Annotated in this window: 19 protein-coding genes; 12 read left to right on the top strand and 7 right to left on the bottom strand. The window is 66.8% G+C overall.

The features are described 5' to 3' along the window. Positions 1-5: 5 nt before the first annotated feature. Both tsaA and LV476_RS08290 read right to left on the bottom strand, forming a co-directional pair. Positions 6-713: a tRNA (N6-threonylcarbamoyladenosine(37)-N6)-methyltransferase TrmO gene (gene tsaA / locus LV476_RS08295; protein ID WP_250075164.1), complete on the bottom strand. Its 708-nt coding sequence runs from the start codon at positions 711-713 to the stop codon at positions 6-8. Beyond that, entirely contained in the window at positions 710-1171 is a 462-nt protein-coding gene (locus tag LV476_RS08290; RefSeq protein WP_250075162.1) for a tRNA (cytidine(34)-2'-O)-methyltransferase, read from the bottom strand. Before LV476_RS08290 ends, tsaA begins: the two co-directional genes overlap by 4 nt. 74 nt (positions 1172-1245) lie before the next feature. On the opposite strand from LV476_RS08290, the gene purD reads away from it, so the two are divergent. Further along, positions 1246-2517, top strand: a complete 1272-nt coding sequence (gene purD / locus LV476_RS08285) for a phosphoribosylamine--glycine ligase (RefSeq protein ID WP_250075160.1) — start codon at positions 1246-1248, stop codon at positions 2515-2517. Between the two features lie 16 nt (positions 2518-2533). Here purD and LV476_RS11225 read toward each other — a convergent pair whose 3' ends face one another. Both LV476_RS11225 and LV476_RS08280 read right to left on the bottom strand, forming a co-directional pair. Then, a complete protein-coding gene (locus LV476_RS11225) occupies positions 2534-2668 on the bottom strand; it encodes a hypothetical protein (protein WP_284047429.1) in 135 nt (44 codons plus the stop codon). After that, positions 2665-3261 carry a cytochrome b/b6 domain-containing protein gene (locus LV476_RS08280; RefSeq protein WP_250075158.1) on the bottom strand — a complete coding sequence of 199 codons (597 nt, stop codon included), beginning with the start codon at positions 3259-3261 and terminating at the stop codon, positions 2665-2667. Before LV476_RS08280 ends, LV476_RS11225 begins: the two co-directional genes overlap by 4 nt. A 152-nt stretch (positions 3262-3413) precedes the next feature. On the opposite strand from LV476_RS08280, the gene LV476_RS08275 reads away from it, so the two are divergent. Beyond that, positions 3414-3959, top strand: coding sequence for a peroxiredoxin (locus tag LV476_RS08275; RefSeq protein WP_250075156.1), 546 nt, complete (start codon positions 3414-3416; stop codon positions 3957-3959). Positions 3960-4025: 66 nt separating this feature from the next. On the opposite strand, the gene rho is transcribed toward LV476_RS08275, so the two are convergent. Together rho and trxA are read right to left on the bottom strand one after the other, a co-directional pair. After that, entirely contained in the window at positions 4026-5285 is a 1260-nt protein-coding gene (gene rho, locus LV476_RS08270) for a transcription termination factor Rho (RefSeq protein WP_250075154.1), read from the bottom strand. 249 nt (positions 5286-5534) lie between these two features. Then, a complete protein-coding gene (gene trxA, locus LV476_RS08265; RefSeq protein ID WP_250075152.1) occupies positions 5535-5861 on the bottom strand; it encodes a thioredoxin TrxA in 327 nt (108 codons plus the stop codon). 181 nt (positions 5862-6042) lie between these two features. On the opposite strand from trxA, the gene LV476_RS08260 reads away from it, so the two are divergent. Further along, the gene (locus LV476_RS08260) at positions 6043-7002 is read left to right on the top strand and encodes a LysR substrate-binding domain-containing protein (protein ID WP_250075150.1); all 960 of its coding nucleotides are present in this window, start codon (positions 6043-6045) and stop codon (positions 7000-7002) included. Here LV476_RS08260 and LV476_RS08255 read toward each other — a convergent pair. Further along, positions 6989-7195, bottom strand: coding sequence for a cold-shock protein (locus tag LV476_RS08255; RefSeq protein WP_250076302.1), 207 nt, complete (start codon positions 7193-7195; stop codon positions 6989-6991). The genes LV476_RS08260 and LV476_RS08255 overlap by 14 nt on opposite strands. 504 nt (positions 7196-7699) lie before the next feature. Here LV476_RS08255 and speE point away from each other — a divergent pair. From speE to atpB, 9 genes are all read left to right on the top strand, one after another. Further along, positions 7700-8551: a polyamine aminopropyltransferase gene (gene speE / locus LV476_RS08250; protein WP_250075148.1), complete on the top strand. Its 852-nt coding sequence runs from the start codon at positions 7700-7702 to the stop codon at positions 8549-8551. A 96-nt stretch (positions 8552-8647) separates the two neighbouring features. Then, positions 8648-10144, top strand: coding sequence for a tRNA sulfurtransferase (locus LV476_RS08245; protein ID WP_250075146.1), 1497 nt, complete (start codon positions 8648-8650; stop codon positions 10142-10144). Positions 10145-10434: 290 nt separating this feature from the next. Further along, positions 10435-12315: a tRNA uridine-5-carboxymethylaminomethyl(34) synthesis enzyme MnmG gene (gene mnmG, locus LV476_RS08240; RefSeq protein ID WP_250075144.1), complete on the top strand. Its 1881-nt coding sequence runs from the start codon at positions 10435-10437 to the stop codon at positions 12313-12315. A gap of 2 nt (positions 12316-12317) precedes the next feature. Continuing rightward, positions 12318-12983 (top strand): 16S rRNA (guanine(527)-N(7))-methyltransferase RsmG, encoded by a 666-nt coding sequence (rsmG, locus tag LV476_RS08235; RefSeq protein ID WP_250075142.1) that lies wholly within the window; start codon positions 12318-12320, stop codon positions 12981-12983. After that, a complete protein-coding gene (locus tag LV476_RS08230) occupies positions 12980-13804 on the top strand; it encodes a ParA family protein (RefSeq protein WP_250075140.1) in 825 nt (274 codons plus the stop codon). The genes rsmG and LV476_RS08230 overlap by 4 nt, the downstream gene beginning before the upstream one ends. A 24-nt stretch (positions 13805-13828) precedes the next feature. Continuing rightward, positions 13829-14710, top strand: coding sequence for a ParB/RepB/Spo0J family partition protein (locus LV476_RS08225; RefSeq protein ID WP_250075138.1), 882 nt, complete (start codon positions 13829-13831; stop codon positions 14708-14710). 129 nt (positions 14711-14839) lie between these two features. Beyond that, positions 14840-15130: an AtpZ/AtpI family protein gene (locus tag LV476_RS08220; RefSeq protein ID WP_250075137.1), complete on the top strand. Its 291-nt coding sequence runs from the start codon at positions 14840-14842 to the stop codon at positions 15128-15130. Then, positions 15127-15534: an ATP synthase subunit I gene (locus LV476_RS08215; RefSeq protein WP_250075135.1), complete on the top strand. Its 408-nt coding sequence runs from the start codon at positions 15127-15129 to the stop codon at positions 15532-15534. Before LV476_RS08220 ends, LV476_RS08215 begins: the two co-directional genes overlap by 4 nt. Before the next feature lie 25 nt (positions 15535-15559). Continuing rightward, entirely contained in the window at positions 15560-16378 is an 819-nt protein-coding gene (atpB, locus tag LV476_RS08210; RefSeq protein WP_250075133.1) for a F0F1 ATP synthase subunit A, read from the top strand. Positions 16379-16426 lie beyond the last annotated feature (48 nt).

Genomic DNA, 16426 nt, shown 5'->3' with positions numbered 1-16426 from the left:
CGGTCTCAGTCGCTCGGCTCCGCCGGGACGATCTCCCGAATCTCCGCGCGGTGCTCGCGCACTACGAAACGCACGTCGATGTCCTCGATCCGCATGCCGTAGACTCGCTCGGGGTCGTCGTGGAACGCCGGGCGCGGATCCTGCGCCAGGGTCTGCTCGATCAGCGCGACCCGCTCGGCGCTCAGCCGTTCCAGCCACGGTTCGGCCGCCCCCCAGATCACCGCCAGTCGCTCCGGTGCTGTGCTCGCCCAGCCGCCGCGGCTGTCCGCCGGGCAGTCGGCGTAAGGGACGTGCGGTTTGACGTCGAGGATCGGGGTGCCGTCGAGCAGATCCAGTCCGCCGAGGTGCAATCGCACCCCGTCTCCAGCGCGTTGCACATCGATCAGCCGGACCACCGACAGCCCGATCGGATTGGGTCGGACCGGGGCGCGGCTGGCGAACACGCCCACCCGCTCGTTGCCGCCCAGCCGCGGCGGCCGCACCGCCTTGCTGTCGCCCGCCTGCATGCGCCGCTTGGCGTGGAATACCCATACCAGCCACAGGTGCGAGAACGCCTCGATGCCCTGCCATGCGTTCGGTTCCTGCCATTCGGCGGTGGGCACGAGAATGCCCGTGGCGGCCGGCACGATGCCCGACTGGCGCGGAATGCCGAAGCCCTCGCGGTAGGGGCTCTCGATATGGCCGATGGGTGTCATTTCCCAGTGTTGGCTCATGTGGCCCCCTTGAAGTCGAGCTGCCGCCAGGCCTCGAAGAAGGCCACCGCGGCCGCATTGGCGAGGTTGAGGCTGCGCGAGTCCGGCACCATCGGCAGGTAGAGCCGCTGCGCCTCCGGTAGCTCGTCGAGCACCGCGTCGGGTAGGCCGCGCGTCTCCGGGCCGAACAGCAGCACGTCGTCCGGTCGGTAGGCCACCCGGTCGTAACGGGTGGTTCCGCGCGTCGAGAAGGCGAGCAGCCGTCCCGGCACCGCCTGGCGGGCCTGTGCGAGGTCGGCATGGCGATGAACGTGCGCCAGTTGGTGATAATCCAGCCCGGCGCGACGCAACGCCTTGTCCGAGAGCGAGAAGCCCAGCGGCTCGACCAGGTGCAGCGTCGAGCCGGTGTTAGCGCACAGCCGGATCAGATTGCCGGTATTGGGCGGGATTTCCGGTTCGAACAGCATGATCGATGGCATTTTGGCATTATAGGGCGCATTCGGCCGGGGCCGAGCGCCCCACGCCCAGACGAATCGATTCGAGAGGTGACGACATGAAGGTACTGGTTATCGGTGGAGGCGGCCGCGAGCACGCCCTGGCATGGAAGATCGCCCAGTCCCCGCGGGTGGAGACGGTCTTCGTCGCTCCCGGCAACCCCGGCACGGCCGAGGAGGCCAAGTGCCGCAACGTGCCGATTTCCGCCACCAACGTCGCCGAACTGGTCGCCTTCGCTGCCGATAACGCGATCGACCTGACCGTGGTCGGCCCCGAGGCACCGCTGGTCGAGGGCGTGGTCGACACCTTCCGCGACGCCGGTCTCGCCATCTTCGGTCCGACCCAGAAGGCCGCGCAGCTGGAGGGCTCCAAGGCCTTCGCCAAGGACTTCATGGAGCGTCACGGCATCCCGACCGCCACCTACCGGGTGTTCGACACCGCTGCCCCGGCGATCGACTTCGTCCACGAGCACGGCGCGCCGGTGGTGGTGAAGGCCGACGGCCTTGCCGCCGGCAAGGGTGTCATCGTTGCCCAGAGCATCGACGAGGCCGAGGCGGCCATCCGCGACATCTTCGGCGGCCAGTTCGGCGCGGCCGGGGCACGCGTGGTGGTTGAGTCGTTCCTCGAGGGCGAGGAGGCAAGCTTCATCGTCATGGTCGATGGCGAGCACGTCCTGCCGATGGCCTCCAGTCAGGATCACAAGGCCCGTGATGCCGGCGACAAGGGCCCGAACACCGGCGGCATGGGCGCCTACTCGCCCGCCCCGGTACTGGATGAGGCCATGATCGAGAAGGTGATGGCGCAGGTGATCGAGCCGACGGTCAAGGGCATGGCCCTCGACGGCCTGCCCTACACCGGCTTTCTCTATGCCGGCCTGATGATCGGCTCGGACGGCGAGCCGCAGGTGCTCGAGTTCAACTGCCGATTTGGCGACCCGGAGACCCAGCCGGTGCTGATGCGCCTGGACAGCGACCTGGTCGACCTCGTCGAGGCCGGCGTCAACGGCACGCTCGACAAGGCGACGGCCGACTGGACCGACGAGGCCGCCGTCGGCGTGGTGCTTGCCTCGGCCGGTTACCCGGAAAGCTCGTCGAAGGGCGACGTGATTAGCGGTCTCGACGAGCTGCCGGCGGGCGTGAAGGCCTTCCACGCCGGTACTGCCGAGAAGGACGGCAACATCGTCACCAACGGCGGCCGGGTGCTTTGCATCACCGCGCTGGGCGCGACCGTCGAGGCTGCGCAGCAGGCCGCCTACGCCGGGGTCGACAAGGTGATGTTCGAGGGCGGTTTTTGTCGTCGCGATATCGGCTGGCGGGCCATCGGCCGCTGACGGCTGCCGGGCGCGTCTAGTCGTCGTACTCGACGTGCTCGTGCCCGCCTTCCTCGGTCAGCGGCACATCGCCCAGTTGCCACCAGCCGAAGGCGCTCAGCGCGAGCGCCAGCAACAGCATTGGGATCATGGCTCGGATCGGTGTCTTCATGCCTGCTCCTCCTCGGGGCGGTTTGGACGCTTGCGGCCGGTGATCATGGCGCGCACCAGGTTCTCGCGGTGGGCGAGGCTGCTGAAGAGCACGCCGGCGACGTGCAGGCCGACCAGGGCGAGGGTGAAGTTGGCGAAGAACTCGTGGGTTTCCTCGAGCGCTTCCTCACCGGCCTCCCCGTCCAGTCCCAGTCCACCGACGAAACCGTAGAGGGCATTGCCCGGCTCCGAGCCGAGCAGGAGCATGCCGAGCACGGCGGTGCTCAGTAGCGAGCCGATCAGCGCGATTACCATCGCACCACCGGTCGGGTTGTGGCCGAGGTAGCGACGCGCGCGTCCGGCCAGCGCCGATGTGAGGTAGCCGAGCACCTCAACGGGTCGGCGGACAAAGTCCGTGAAGCGTGCATGGCGGCTGCCGACGAAGCCCCAGGCGAGGCGCAGCACCACCAGGCTGAAGACCAGATAGCCGGCCCAGACGTGCACGCCGAGCCAGTCATCCTCGACCAGGTAGGCGGTGAAGAAGGCGGCCACCAGCAGCCAGTGAAACAGCCGCACGAAGCGGTCCCAGACGGTGATCGGATTGTCGGTGGTCATTTCGAATGCCCTCCGCGGGTTATGAACGTTCCCGAGGATGGCGGTGCTTCCTGAAATGACCCTGAATGATGTGGGGGAATGCCGCAGCCACGATGTCGGGAAAACCTGCTTAACTCGATTGTCCCTGACACCATCGACCGGAGAGTGCTCTGATGAGTCGACGCCTCTTGCCCCTGCTGGCCGGACTGATTGCGGTACTGGCCGCCCCGTTTGTTCACGCGGCCGATGCGGCGCTGGCCGTCGGTGACCCGGCACCGGGGTTCACCTTGCCCGATCAAAACGGCAAGGCGCATGCGTTGTCCGACTACCGCGGCCAGTGGGTGGTGCTCTACTTCTATCCCAAGGACGACACGCCCGGCTGCACCACCGAAGCCTGCAGCTTCCGCGACAATATCAACCGGCTGATCGCGCAGGATGCTGCCGTGCTGGGCGTGAGCATGGACGACGTCGCCAGCCATGCCGAGTTCGCCGCCAAGTACGAACTGCCCTTCCCGTTGCTCGCCGATCCCGAGGGCGCCGTGGTCGAGCGCTACGGGGCGTTGAGCGATTTCCTGGTGGTGAAGTTTGCCAAGCGCCAGACCTTCATCATCGACCCCGACGGCCACATCGCGCGGATCTACCGCAAGGTGAACCCCGACGAACACGTGAAGGACGTGTTGGACGACCTCAAGGTATTGCAGAGTGGCGGCGGAACCTGAAACCGCCCGGACAAAAGAAAACCCCGGCCGAAAGGCCGGGGTTTCTTGTTCCGGGGTGGCGGCCTGTCAGCCGCGACGCATCGAGTCGTAGAACTCGTTGTTGGTCTTGGTCTGCTGCAGCTTGTCGAGCAGGAACTCCACCGCCTCGAGCTCGCCCATCGGGTGCAGGAACTTGCGGAGGATCCACATCTTCTGCAGCTCCTCGCTATCCGTGAGCAACTCCTCGCGGCGGGTGCCGGAGCGGTTGATGTTGATCGCCGGGTAGACGCGCTTTTCCGCGATGCGGCGGTCGAGGTGGAGCTCCATGTTGCCGGTGCCCTTGAATTCCTCGTAGATCACCTCGTCCATCTTCGAGCCGGTGTCGACCAGTGCGGTGGCGAGGATGGTCAGGCTGCCGCCCTCCTCGACGTTGCGCGCCGCGCCGAAGAAGCGCTTGGGCCGGTGCAGGGCATTGGCGTCCACGCCGCCGGTCAGCACCTTGCCCGAGGAGGGCACGACGGTGTTGTAGGCGCGTGCCAGACGGGTGATGGAATCGAGCAGGATCACGACGTCGCGCTTGTGCTCGACCAGGCGCTTGGCCTTCTCGATCACCATCTCGGCGACCTGCACGTGACGCGGGGCCGGCTCGTCGAAGGTCGAGGCGACCACCTCGCCGCGCACGGTGCGCTGCATCTCGGTGACTTCCTCCGGGCGCTCGTCGATCAGCAGGACGATCAGGTCGCACTCGGGATGGTTGGCGGTGATGCTCTGGGCGATGTTCTGCAGGAGCATCGTCTTGCCCGCCTTCGGCGGGGCGACGATCAGGCCGCGCTGGCCCTTGCCGATCGGCGCGACGATGTCGATGATCCGCGCGGTCAGGTCTTCGGTCGAGCCGTTGCCGCGCTCCATGCGCATGCGCTTCTCGGCATGCAGTGGGGTGAGATCGCCGAACAGGATCTTGGTCTTGGAGGCCTCGGGCTTCTCGAGGTTGATCTTCTCGATCTTCAGCAGCGCGAAGTAGCGCTCGTTGTCCTTCGGCGGGCGGATCGTGCCGCTGATGGTGTCGCCGGTCTGCAGGTTGAAGCGGCGTATCTGTGAGGGCGAGACGTAGATGTCGGCCGGGCCGGCGAGGTAGGAGCCGTCGGCGCTGCGCAGAAAGCCGAATCCGTCCGAGAGGATTTCCAGTACGCCGTCGCCGTGGATCGACTCACCCGTCTTGGCGTGCGCCTTGAGCAAGGCGAATATCACGTCCTGCTTGCGGGTCCTGGCGATGTTGTCCAGTCCCATCGACTGGGCCAGCTCCATGAGTTCCGGAACGGGCTTGCTCTTGAGTTCGGTTAGGTTCATTCGGATGGATTCGTCGTGGGGACCGCGGCGGGCCACAGATGGATAATCAACGGGATGTCGAAGAGTGAAATCAAATGCTGAGATCGGAAGGTCGCCGAGGTGCGACCAGACGACAGAAGGGGCGTGTCGTCGTTAGCTGGCGGGGAGTTTGGCACAGAACCGGCTGCTTGCCAAACATGTCAAGGCCTTTTTTCGGCATGCGGGTGAGGCCATTCAGCCCCGCCCGCTCGCCGGCTGCCGTGTCGGTCGTCAGAGTGCCGAGTCGATGAAGTCGGTCAGCTGCGACTTGGAGACGGCGCCAACCTTGGTGCCCTCGACCTTGCCGTTCTTGAACAGCATCAAGGTCGGGATGCCGCGAATGCCGTTCTGGCGCGGGGTTTCCGGGTTCTCGTCGATGTTGACCTTGGCAATCTTGAGCTTGCCGGCGTAGTCGTCGGCCACCTCGTCGAGGATCGGCGAGATCATCTTGCAGGGGCCGCACCACTCGGCCCAGAAGTCCACCAGCACCGGCTGGTCGCTGTTGATTACCTGGGCTTCGAAATCCGCGTCGGATACGTAGACGATGTTGTCGCTCACGGCATGACTCCTAAATATCAGTGACTGTTAATGCCTGTCGGGCAATTGTTCATCCCTGGACGCCGCATTTCAAGCAGGTACGCCCCGCGGTGCTATTCTGCCGGCCATCGGCCGGGCCGCGACGACAGAATGCCAGAAGTATGGCCCGGCCCACCCCCTGACGCAAAAAGAACTGTCCCGCATGGCTTCACTGACCGAACTCCGTTACGTGGTCGCCGTCGCTCGCGAGCTGCACTTCGGCCGCGCCGCGGCCCGCTGCTTCGTCAGCCAGCCGACGCTGAGCGTCGGGGTCAAGCGCCTGGAGGAATCGCTGGGCGTGCAGATCTTCGAGCGGGCCAGCCGCTCCGAGGTGCAGGTCACGCCCGAGGGCCGGGCGATCATCGAGCAGGCCGAGCGGGTGCTCGGCGAGGTCGAGCGTCTCGAAGATCTGGCCCATACCCGCCGCGACCCGCTGGCGGCGCCCTTGCGCGTCGGGCTGATCCACACGGTCGGTCCCTATCTGTTGCCGCGCCTGATCGGCCGGCTGCACGAACTGGCGCCGCGTATGCCGATCGAGATCACCGAGGGGATGACCGCGGATCTCGCCGAGCAACTTGAGCGGGGGGAGCTGGACGTGGTGGTGCTTTCCCTGCCGTTCGAGGCGCCTGGCGTGATGGTCGAGCCGGTCTACCGGGAGCCGTTCACGGTCGCTGTGCCGGTCGACCACCCCCTGGCCGAACAGGAGGCAGTGGCCCCCGACCAGCTGGCCGAGCACGACCTGTTGCTGCTCGGCCGTGGCCACTGCTTTCGCGACCAGGTGCTGGGGGTGTGCCCGCGCTGCTATGACGGTCGGACCTTCGGTCGATTGCAACGCACGCTCGAAGGCGGATCGCTGGAGACGATGCGCATGATGGTCGCCAGCGGCGCGGGGATTACGGTGCTGCCCTGCGCCTCGACCGAGAACGGCGAGGCGGCGGGCACGCGGACGCTGGTGCGCTACCTGCCGTTCGATCGCGACATCCCGACCCGTGACATCGCCCTGGCGAGCCGCAAGCGATTCTCGCGGCCGCAGGCGGTGGCGGTGTTGGCTCAGTCGATTCGCGAGACGCTACCCGACTGCTGCCAGCCCTTGCCGGCAGGCGAGGGCCTCAGTCGAGGATGACGACTTCCTCGGCCTGCGGGCCCTTGCGGCCCTGGCCGATCTGGTATTCGACCTTCTGGCCTTCGGTCAGGCGCGAGGCGCCGCCATCGCTGATGGCGCGAAAGTGGACGAACAGGTCCTCGCCGTTCTCGCGGATGATGAAGCCGAAGCCCTTGTCGACGTTGAACCACTTGACGGTGCCGGTCTCGCGCACCGGATCGTGCTCGACCGCGACTTCCTTGGGACGAAGGCCCGGCTTGGCGGGACGCTGGGTCAGGCGGACGGCGAGCAGGGCGATGACGAGAATGGCGGCGGCCGAGGCAAGAAACTGCAGCAGGTGTTGGTCGAGGTAGTCGTAGATCTGGCCGATGGCGAGGGCGCCGATGATGGCGAGGCCGAGGGTGACGAGAAAGGCGGTGAGTCGGGAGTCCTGCCAGTTTTTCATAAGGTTGGTCATATTCCGTTTTGGTTTGTGATTTCTTGTAGCGGTTGGGCGGGGGTGCTCCGGCCCCCGGGTTGGGCATCCCGGCGAGATAGACAGCTCGGGATGCCACGCGGCCCACAGGCCATAACCGGCCTTCCGCGGGCCGGCGACGGCGGTCATGTTCGCGCCGGGCTCGACAGGTCACGAGAAAGGCTGGCGGCTGGTATTCTGTCACATTTGCCAGCGGCCTGATGCCCCGCATCCCGGGGCGGGCCGAGAAACGGGAGGGAGGTCATGTCCGGCAAGCACGGCGAGTGGGTCTACGAGACGGTCGAGGAGATGGGCGCGCGCTTCGGCATCCGCGTGAGCGAGAAGCTGCTCGACGAGCAGACGCCCTACCAGCATCTCGAGGTCTGGCGCACCGAGCGCTGGGGCAACCTGATGCTGCTCGACGGCGTGATCATGCTGTCTTCGCTGGAGAACTACCTCTACCACGAGATGATGGCCCACCCGGCGCTGCAGTCCCATGTCGCGCCGCGCAACGTGGTCATCATCGGCGGTGGCGACTGCGGCACCCTGACCGAGGTGCTCAGTCACAAGGAGGTCGAGTCGGTGGTCCAGATCGACATCGACGAGGCGGTCACCCGTGCCGCCGAGCGCTTCTTCCCCGAGCTGACCGCCCGCAACGACGACCCGCGCGTCTCGCTCCGGTTCGACGACGGGGTGGCCTGGATGCGCAATGCGCCGGCGGCGAGCGTCGACGTGATCATCGTCGACTCCACCGACCCGATCGGCCCCGGCACCGGCCTGTTCGGCCCGGATTTTCTCGCCGACTGTCATCGCGTGCTGCGCGAGGACGGCATCATGGTCGGGCAGAGCGAGTCGCCGTTCTACCACATGCCGTTGATGATCGATTACCACCGCGCCATGGCCGCGGCCGGTTTTGCCGAGCGTCGCTCGTTGCTGTTCCCGCAGCCGGTCTACCCGGGCGGCTCGATCACCGGCACGCTGGCTCGCAAGGCGGGGTCGCTCGACGAGATTCGCCCGCTGGCGGACGACATCGCCACCCGCTACTACAGCACCGCCCTGCACCGCGGCCTGCTGGCCACGCCGCCGTTCATGCAGGAGGCGCTGGGCGACGTCTGACGTCGCCCGCCCTGTCCGCGCCGCGTTGAAATCCCGCTCGTCGGGCCCATTTCGGGGCCGACGAGGCCGTTCATTTACCTGATTCCGCAGTCCCTAATGATTCATACCGATCAGCCCGACCTGATCATCGTCCGGCCCGCCCCGGAGATGCAGCTGAAGTCCTGGCAGACGCGCCGCCGCTTTCGCAACATCCTGATGAACAACATGCGTGCGGCGCTGGGCGAGATTCCGCACGAGATCCGTGTCGATCAGGGGCGCCTGCTGCTGCGTACCCCGGCGGTGGAGGCGGCGGCCGAGCGACTCGAGCACGTCTTCGGCGTGGCGTCCTACTCGCCGGTCGAGATGGTGGTCGAGCCCACCGTGGAGGCACTGTGCGAGGCGGCCCGTGATCGACTCGTCGACGTGATTCGCGGCCGGACCTACGCGGTGCGCTGCAAGCGCCACGGCGGTGCCCGGCTGTCGACCCGCAAGGTCGAGCAGCAGGTGGGCGCGGCGCTCAACCCCTTCGGCACGGTCAACCTCGGCGAGCCCGACGTGCGGGTGGCGATCGACCTGGTCGAGGACGGCGCCTGGGTGTTCACCCAGCGTCGACCCGGGCCTGGCGGCGTGCCGCTGGGGGTGCAGGACCGGGCCGTGACGCTGATGTCCGGTGGCTTCGATTCGGCCGTGGCGGCCTGGTACACCATGCGGCGCGGCGTGGGCACCGATTATGTCTTCTGCAATCTCGGCGGGGCGACGCACGAGAACATGGTCACCCGCATCGCCCACCGGCTCGCGTCCGACTGGGCGATCGGCGATCGACCGCGCCTGTTCGTGGTCGATTTCCTGCCCGTGGTCGCCGACATGCGCGCCCGGCTGCCCGGCGAGGTCTGGCAGGTGGTGTTGAAGCGCCTGATGTACCGTGCCGGCGAGGGCGTGGCGCGCGGCATCGGCGCTCAGGCCCTGGTGACCGGCGAAGCGCTGTCGCAGGTCTCCTCGCAGACCCTGTCGAATCTCAACAGCATCGATTCGGCTTCCGACCTGCCGGTGCTGCGGCCGCTGATCGGTTTCGACAAGACCGAGATCATGAAGCTGGCCAGGCGGATCGGCACCTATGAGCTGTCCGAGGGGGTGCCGGAATTCTGTGCGCTCTCACTGAGCAAGCCGCTGGTATCGAGTCGTCGTGGCCGGATCGACCGCGAGGAGGAGCAGCTCGACCAGAGCGTGCTGGAGCGGGCCGTGGCCGAGGCGCGCGAGATCGATCTGGCCGGCTTGACCGAGGATGACCTGACTGAGCCGGATGTCCTGACCGATACCATCGTGGCCGACGCCGAGGTGATCGACTGTCAGCCGCCGCGTCGTTTCCGCGACTGGCACCTGCCCGGTGCGACGAACCACCCGCCGGACGAGCTGGCACGTCGCTACGAATCCCTGCCGAAGGATCGCCCGTACCTGCTTTACTGCCTGCGTGGGGCGAATGCGCCGGTGCTCGCCGAGCGGATGCAGCGGGCCGGCTTCGACGCGCATGCCTACCGAGGTGGCGTGAGCAAACTGCGGCGTGCCTTCGAGCGCGGCGACGCCGAGGTCGCGGCTGCGAGTGACGAGGCGCGATAACTGCTGGATTTGACAGCGGTTTCCGTTATACTGCCGCGCCCCCCAGGGGGAAGGTGTGCACGAATCGGACACTACTCTGCCCGAAGGTCCCGTAGGGCACGTCCTGGCCCGGGCATCTGCTGCGTTGCCGTCCTTGGAAAGAGAATGATTCTTCCGCGGCGGACGGACGTCTTGCATCTGCCCGGGCCAGGACGTGCAGAGCAGCATCCGATTCACGCACACCTTCCCCGGCGCCCATGCTCAAATTTCGCGCCGGGGTTTATCAGCCGTTTTGGCGGCAGGAGGTACCCATGCGTTATCCAGATCGATTTCCCGTGATCGTCATCGGTGGCGGCCATGCCGGCACCGAGGCGGCGCTGGCGTCCGCGCGCATGGGTGTGGAGACCCTGCTGGTCACCCACAATATCGAGACCCTCGGCCAGATGAGCTGCAACCCCGCGATCGGCGGGATCGGCAAGGGGCATCTGGTCAAGGAGATCGACGCGCTCGGCGGTGCGATGGGTCATGCTGCCGACCGCGGTGGCATCCAGTTCCGCATCCTCAATGCCCGCAAGGGCCCGGCCGTACGCGCCACCCGCGCCCAGGCCGATCGTGTTTTGTACAAGGCTGCCGTGCGCCACATGCTGGAGAACCAGCCGCACCTGACGCTGTTCCAGCAGGCAGTCGACGACCTGATCCTCGACGGCGAGCGGGTCGTCGGCGTGCGCACCGCCGGCGGCATCGAGTTCTATGGCGAATCGGTCGTGCTGACCGCGGGCACCTTCCTCGCCGGCCAGATCCATGTCGGAATGGAGCGTTCCGAGGGCGGTCGGGCCGGCGACCCGCCGGCGAAGAAGCTCGCTGACACGCTGCGCTCGCTCGACCTGGGCGTGGCCCGTCTGAAGACCGGCACGCCGCCGCGCCTGGACGGCCGCAGCCTCGACTTCACCAAAATGCAGGCCCAGCCGGGCGATACGCCCACGCCGGTGTTCTCCTTCCTCGGCTCGCCCGAGGAGCACCCGCGCCAGGTCGAGTGCTTCATCACGCATACCAACGAGCGCACCCACGAGATCATCCGCGGCGGTCTGGATCGCTCGCCGATGTTCACCGGCGAAATCGAGGGCATCGGGCCACGCTACTGCCCGTCGATCGAGGACAAGATCCACCGCTTCGCCGACAAGACCTCGCATCAGATCTTCGTCGAGCCCGAGGGACTCGACACCCACGAGGTCTACCCGAACGGCATCTCGACCAGCCTGCCCTTCGACGTGCAGCTCGAGCTGGTGCGCTCGATCCGCGGCTTCGAGAACGCCCACATCACCCGGCCGGGCTACGCGATCGAGTACGACTTCTTCGACCCGCGGGGCCTCAAGCCGACGCTCGAGACCCGCGGCATTAAGGGGCTGTTCTTCGCCGGTCAGATCAACGGCACCACCGGTTACGAGGAGGCCGCCGCGCAGGGGCTGATGGCCGGTGCGAATGCCGCGGCGCGCGTGCTCGATCGCGACCCGCTCACCCTGCGTCGCGACCAGGCCTACCTCGGTGTGCTGGTCGACGATCTGACCACCCAGGGCACGCTCGAGCCCTATCGCATGTTCACCAGCCGGGCGGAATACCGCCTGATGCTGCGCGAGGACAATGCCGACCAGCGCCTGACCGGGATCGGCCGCGAACTCGGCCTGGTCGACGAGCGCCGCTGGCGCGCCTTCAACGAGAAGATGGAGGCAATCGAGGCCGAGCGCGGCCGTCTCAAGGACATCTGGGTCCACCCGAGTCATCCGGCGGCCGACAAGCTCGAGGGCTCGGTGTCGCGCAACGTCACCGCGCTCGACCTGCTGCGTCGCCCGGAGCTCGATTACGGCAAGATCGCCGCGGTCGATGAGCTGGCACCCGAGACCATGCCGGCACCGGCGGTGATCGAGCAGCTCGAGATCGAGGCGAAGTACGCCGGCTACATCGACCGGCAGCGTGACGAGGTGGCCCGCTCGATCAAGCAGGAGCAGGAGGCGATTCCGGCCGACCTCGACTACGCCGAGATCGCGGGCCTGTCCAACGAGGTGCGCGACAAGTTGGCGGCCCAGCGACCGGCCACCGTCGGTCAGGCGGCGCGCATTCCGGGCGTGACGCCTGCTGCCGTCTCCCTGCTGCTGGTGCACTTGAAGCGCCGCGGCCAGCTGGCCCGCTCGGCCTGACCATGCCGCCGGCGCTATCCGTCGAGCAGCGCGAACGGCTCGAGCGACAACTGCTCGATGGGACGGCCCGGCTGGGTCTCGAGCTCGATCGGGCAGCGGGTGTGCGCCTGATCGACTACCTCGAGCTGCTCGCCCGCTGGAACTGTGCCTACAACCTCACCGCCGTGCGTGACCCCGAGGCGATGGTCACCCGCCATCTGCTCGACTCGCTGGCGGTGCTGCCTCACTTGCCCGCCTGCCCCCGCCTGCTGGACATTGGCAGTGGTCCCGGCATACCGGGTATGATCCTTGGGGTTTGTCGCCCCGACAGTGAGGTCACCTTGGTCGACTCCAATCTCAAGATGACGCGTTTCGCCGCTACCGCCCGGCGCGAGCTGGGGCTGGCGAACGTGAGCGTGCACCGCGAGCGTGTCGAGCGGCTGGGAACGGATGCGCGCTTCGATTGCATCATTTCGCGCGCCTTTGCCTCCCTGGCCGATTTCGTTCGCCTCGGCGCGCCGCTGCTGGCCGAAAAGGGGCGGTTGCTCGCCATGAAGGGGCGGCTCGATGCCGACGAGCTGGCCGCCCTGCCGGAAGGCTTCGCCGTCACGGCGCGGCATGCGCTGGATGTGCCCGGCCTCGACGCCGAGCGCCACCTGCTGGTGATCGAGCGGGAGGCGGCGGCATGAGCTGGGTGATCGCGATCACCAACCAGAAGGGCGGCGTCGGCAAGACCACCACCGCCGTGAACCTGGCCGCGGCGCTTCAGGCCTTCGGGCGCCGCGTGCTGCTGGTGGACATGGATCCGCAGGGCAACGCCACGGTCAGCTCGGGCTACGAGAAGAGCGAGGTCGAGCGACACATCGGCCAAGTGCTGCTCGACGAGATTCCCGCCGAGCAGGCGCTGCTGCCCACCGATCCGGGTGGCTTCGATCTGCTGCCGGCGACGATCGATCTGGCCGGCGCGGAGTTCCAGTTGGTCACCCGGATCGGCCGCGAGACCAAGTTGCGTCAGGCACTGGCGCCGCTGATTCACGATTACGACTTCGTCCTGATCGACTGCCCGCCCGCGCTCAACACGCTGACCATCAACAGTCTGGCTGCCGCCGACGACATCCTGATCCCGGTGCAATGCGAGTATTTTGCCCTCGAGGGGTTGAGTGCGTTGCTCGACACCATCGAGCAGGTACGCCTGGCCCTGAACCCGGACCTCGGCATCGCCGGCGTGCTGCGCACCTTGTATGATGCGCGCAACCGGCTGGCCCAGGATGTCAGCGAGCAGTTGCGCCAGCATTTCGGTGACCGGGTGTTCGATGCGCTGGTGCCGCGCAATGTTCGTCTGGCGGAGGCGCCCAGTCACGGCTTGCCGGCGATGTTCTACGACAAGAGCTCGACCGGGGCGGAGGCTCACGGCGACGTGGCGCGCGAGTTGGTCAAACGGGCGCGCAAGCGCGGCAAGCTCGGCAAGCCGGCCGCGTTGCGCCAGGGGCGTGAAGCCGGACGTGGCTGAGTGCCGGGAATACAGGGGTAGACGATGAGCACGAAACGAAAGGGACTGGGTCGCGGGCTCGATGCCCTGCTGGGGACTGCCGATCGGCCGGAGCAGGAAGAGGATGCGCAGCTGCGCGAGCTGGCCGTCGACCTGATCAGCCCCAACCCCTTCCAGCCGCGCAAGCGCTTTGACGAGTCCGCCCTGACCGAGCTGGCGGACTCGATTCGCGCCCAGGGGGTGATCCAGCCGGTCGTCGTGCGCCGCCGTTCCGGTGAATACGAACTGATTGCCGGCGAGCGTCGCTGGCGTGCCGCGCAGAAGGCCGGCCTCGATCACATTCCCGCGGTCATTCGCGAGATCGATGACAATCAGGCCGCGGCGATGGCGTTGATCGAGAACCTCCAGCGCGAGGATCTCGACGCGATCGAGCAGGCCCAGGCCATGCAACGCCTGGTCAAGGACTTCGAACTGACCCACCAGCAGGTCGCCGACGTGCTGGGCGTGTCGCGACCGGCGGTCAGCAATGCGCTGCGCCTGCTCGATCTGGCCGCGCCGGTGCAGAAGCTGCTTCGCGAGCGGCGCATCGAGGCCGGACACGCTCGCAGCCTGGCCGCGCTGCCGAAAAAGGAGCAGGCCGGCATTGCCGACAAGGTGGTGGCGCGTACGCTGACGGTGCGTCAGGTGGAATCCATGGTTACGCGCTACCTCAAGCACGCCGGCGGCGCGGAGCCGGCCGGCGGCGACCCGGACACGCGCGCCCTGGAGCGCCGTCTCGGCGAGGCGCTGGGTGCGCCGGTCACCATTCAGGCCAATCGCCGCGGCAAGGGTCGGGTTACGGTGTCCTTCGACAGCCTCGATCAGCTTGACGGCTTGATCGACCGTCTGGCCGGCCCGGCCGACAGCGGTCGCCCGGCGGTCGACTAGCCGCCCGGTTCCCGGCGCGCCGCATGCTGGCGCGCAATTCGTTCGATGCTTCCTTAGCGAGGCAAGCCATAATTGCTTGTCGTCCGCGAAGCGAGTCGCTACACTGGCCGCCAATTTTTGGGCCCCGACATGACCGATCCGCACAACAAGCCCGGCGAAAGCCCCCGCGAGCACATCGGGGGTGGCTACTGGCAGTCGCGCTTCAAGGGGCTGCTGCAGGTGGGTGCGGGCAACATGTTCGCCTCGAGCGTGATCGCCGGTCTGGTGATCGGTTTCGCGCTCGACGCCTGGCTGGAGACGGCGCCGATCTTCATGCTGATCGTCGGGGCGCTCGGTTTTGTCGGCGGGATGCGCAATGCGCGCAAGGCCCTGCTGGCCACCGGCCGCGACAACGAGCCGCGGGACTCGGATCGCTCATGAGCCGGATGGCCGACGCGATTACCCGTCGCGGCCGACGGGTGCTGACCGCGCAGCTGAACGTGCTGGCGGCAGCCGTCGGTGCGGCCTGGTTTTATTCCCCGCACGCGGCGCTTTCGGCCGCGGCGGGCGTGGCAGTGGCCATGGTGCTCGCCTGGATGCTGCGTCGTTCGATGGCGCGGGCCACGGAGCTGGCGGTGGAGTCACCGCAGCAGAGCATGAACACAATGTATCTCGGGGCGGCAGCGCGGTTCGTGGCGTTGCTCGCCCTGATGGCGGTCGGGCTCGGCATGTTCGGCCTGGACGCGCGCTTCATGGTCGGGGCCTTCGTGGTCGCCATGATCGCCGGCGTCCTCGCGGCCCGCGGTCAGGATTCGGGCCGTCCGACCCGCCAGACAACAGATTGATTTCAAGCTTGAGGAGTTAGAGACAGTGGCTACGGAGAATGCGGGCGGCGGCCCGGTTGAATATATCCAGCATCACCTGACCAACCTCCACGTTGGCGAGGGCTTCTGGCAGCTGAACATCGATACGCTGTTCTTCAGCATCCTGCTGGGGGCGCTGATCGTGTTCGTCGCGATGCGCATCGGCCGTGGCCTGCGTGCGGAGACCCCCAACGGATTGCAGAATGCCGCCGAGGGCATCCTGGAGTTCGTCGACGAGCAGATCCGCGACTCGTTCGGCAGCCGGGCACCGAAGATCATCGCGCCCCTGGCCCTGACCATCCTGCTGTGGGTCTGGCTCATGAACTTCATGGACCTGATCCCGGTTGACCTGCTGCCGGCCATCGCGTCCGGCCTGGGTGTCGAATACCTCAAGGTGGTACCGACCACCGACCTGAACACCACGCTTGCCATGGCGCTGTTCGTCTTCATCCTGACGATCTACTACAGCATCAAGGTGAAAGGCCTGGGCGGCTACATCAAGATGTTCCTGTTCCACCCCTTCGGCAAGTTCCTGATTCCGATCAACATCGTGATGACCGCGATCGACGAGCTTGCCAAGCCGATCAGCCTCGCGCTGCGTCTGTTCGGCAACATGTTCGCCGGTGAGCTGGTCTTCCTGCTGATCGCCCTGCTGACCCTGGGTGCCAGCATCAGCGCCAGCCTGCTCATCTGGTTCCCGCTGCAGGTCGTGCTGGACATGGCGTGGATTGCCTTCCACATCCTGGTCATCACGCTGCAGGCATTCATTTTCATGGTGCTCACCATCGTCTACATCGGTATGGCACATACCCTGGACGAGCACTGAGACACCGACCCGAGTTTCCTTTGACCCTTTGTTTTATTGATTAGGAGA

The organism is Guyparkeria hydrothermalis, assembly GCF_023555385.1.
Classification (GTDB): Bacteria; Pseudomonadota; Gammaproteobacteria; order Halothiobacillales; family Halothiobacillaceae; genus Guyparkeria; species Guyparkeria hydrothermalis_A.
The sequence above is the reverse complement of the archived record's forward strand: the minus strand, read 5'-3'. Positions and strand labels throughout refer to the sequence as shown.

Coding starts and splice junctions, on each gene's coding strand:
- tsaA (WP_250075164.1), bottom strand. CDS start 713: ATGAGCCAACACTGGGAAATGACACCCATCGGCCATATCGAGAGCCCC.
- LV476_RS08290 (WP_250075162.1), bottom strand. CDS start 1,171: ATGCCATCGATCATGCTGTTCGAACCGGAAATCCCGCCCAATACCGGC.
- purD (WP_250075160.1), top strand. CDS start 1,246: ATGAAGGTACTGGTTATCGGTGGAGGCGGCCGCGAGCACGCCCTGGCA.
- LV476_RS11225 (WP_284047429.1), bottom strand. CDS start 2,668: ATGAAGACACCGATCCGAGCCATGATCCCAATGCTGTTGCTGGCGCTC.
- LV476_RS08280 (WP_250075158.1), bottom strand. CDS start 3,261: ATGACCACCGACAATCCGATCACCGTCTGGGACCGCTTCGTGCGGCTG.
- LV476_RS08275 (WP_250075156.1), top strand. CDS start 3,414: ATGAGTCGACGCCTCTTGCCCCTGCTGGCCGGACTGATTGCGGTACTG.
- rho (WP_250075154.1), bottom strand. CDS start 5,285: ATGAACCTAACCGAACTCAAGAGCAAGCCCGTTCCGGAACTCATGGAG.
- LV476_RS08260 (WP_250075150.1), top strand. CDS start 6,043: ATGGCTTCACTGACCGAACTCCGTTACGTGGTCGCCGTCGCTCGCGAG.
- speE (WP_250075148.1), top strand. CDS start 7,700: ATGTCCGGCAAGCACGGCGAGTGGGTCTACGAGACGGTCGAGGAGATG.
- LV476_RS08245 (WP_250075146.1), top strand. CDS start 8,648: ATGATTCATACCGATCAGCCCGACCTGATCATCGTCCGGCCCGCCCCG.
- mnmG (WP_250075144.1), top strand. CDS start 10,435: ATGCGTTATCCAGATCGATTTCCCGTGATCGTCATCGGTGGCGGCCAT.
- rsmG (WP_250075142.1), top strand. CDS start 12,318: ATGCCGCCGGCGCTATCCGTCGAGCAGCGCGAACGGCTCGAGCGACAA.
- LV476_RS08230 (WP_250075140.1), top strand. CDS start 12,980: ATGAGCTGGGTGATCGCGATCACCAACCAGAAGGGCGGCGTCGGCAAG.
- LV476_RS08225 (WP_250075138.1), top strand. CDS start 13,829: ATGAGCACGAAACGAAAGGGACTGGGTCGCGGGCTCGATGCCCTGCTG.
- LV476_RS08220 (WP_250075137.1), top strand. CDS start 14,840: ATGACCGATCCGCACAACAAGCCCGGCGAAAGCCCCCGCGAGCACATC.
- LV476_RS08215 (WP_250075135.1), top strand. CDS start 15,127: ATGAGCCGGATGGCCGACGCGATTACCCGTCGCGGCCGACGGGTGCTG.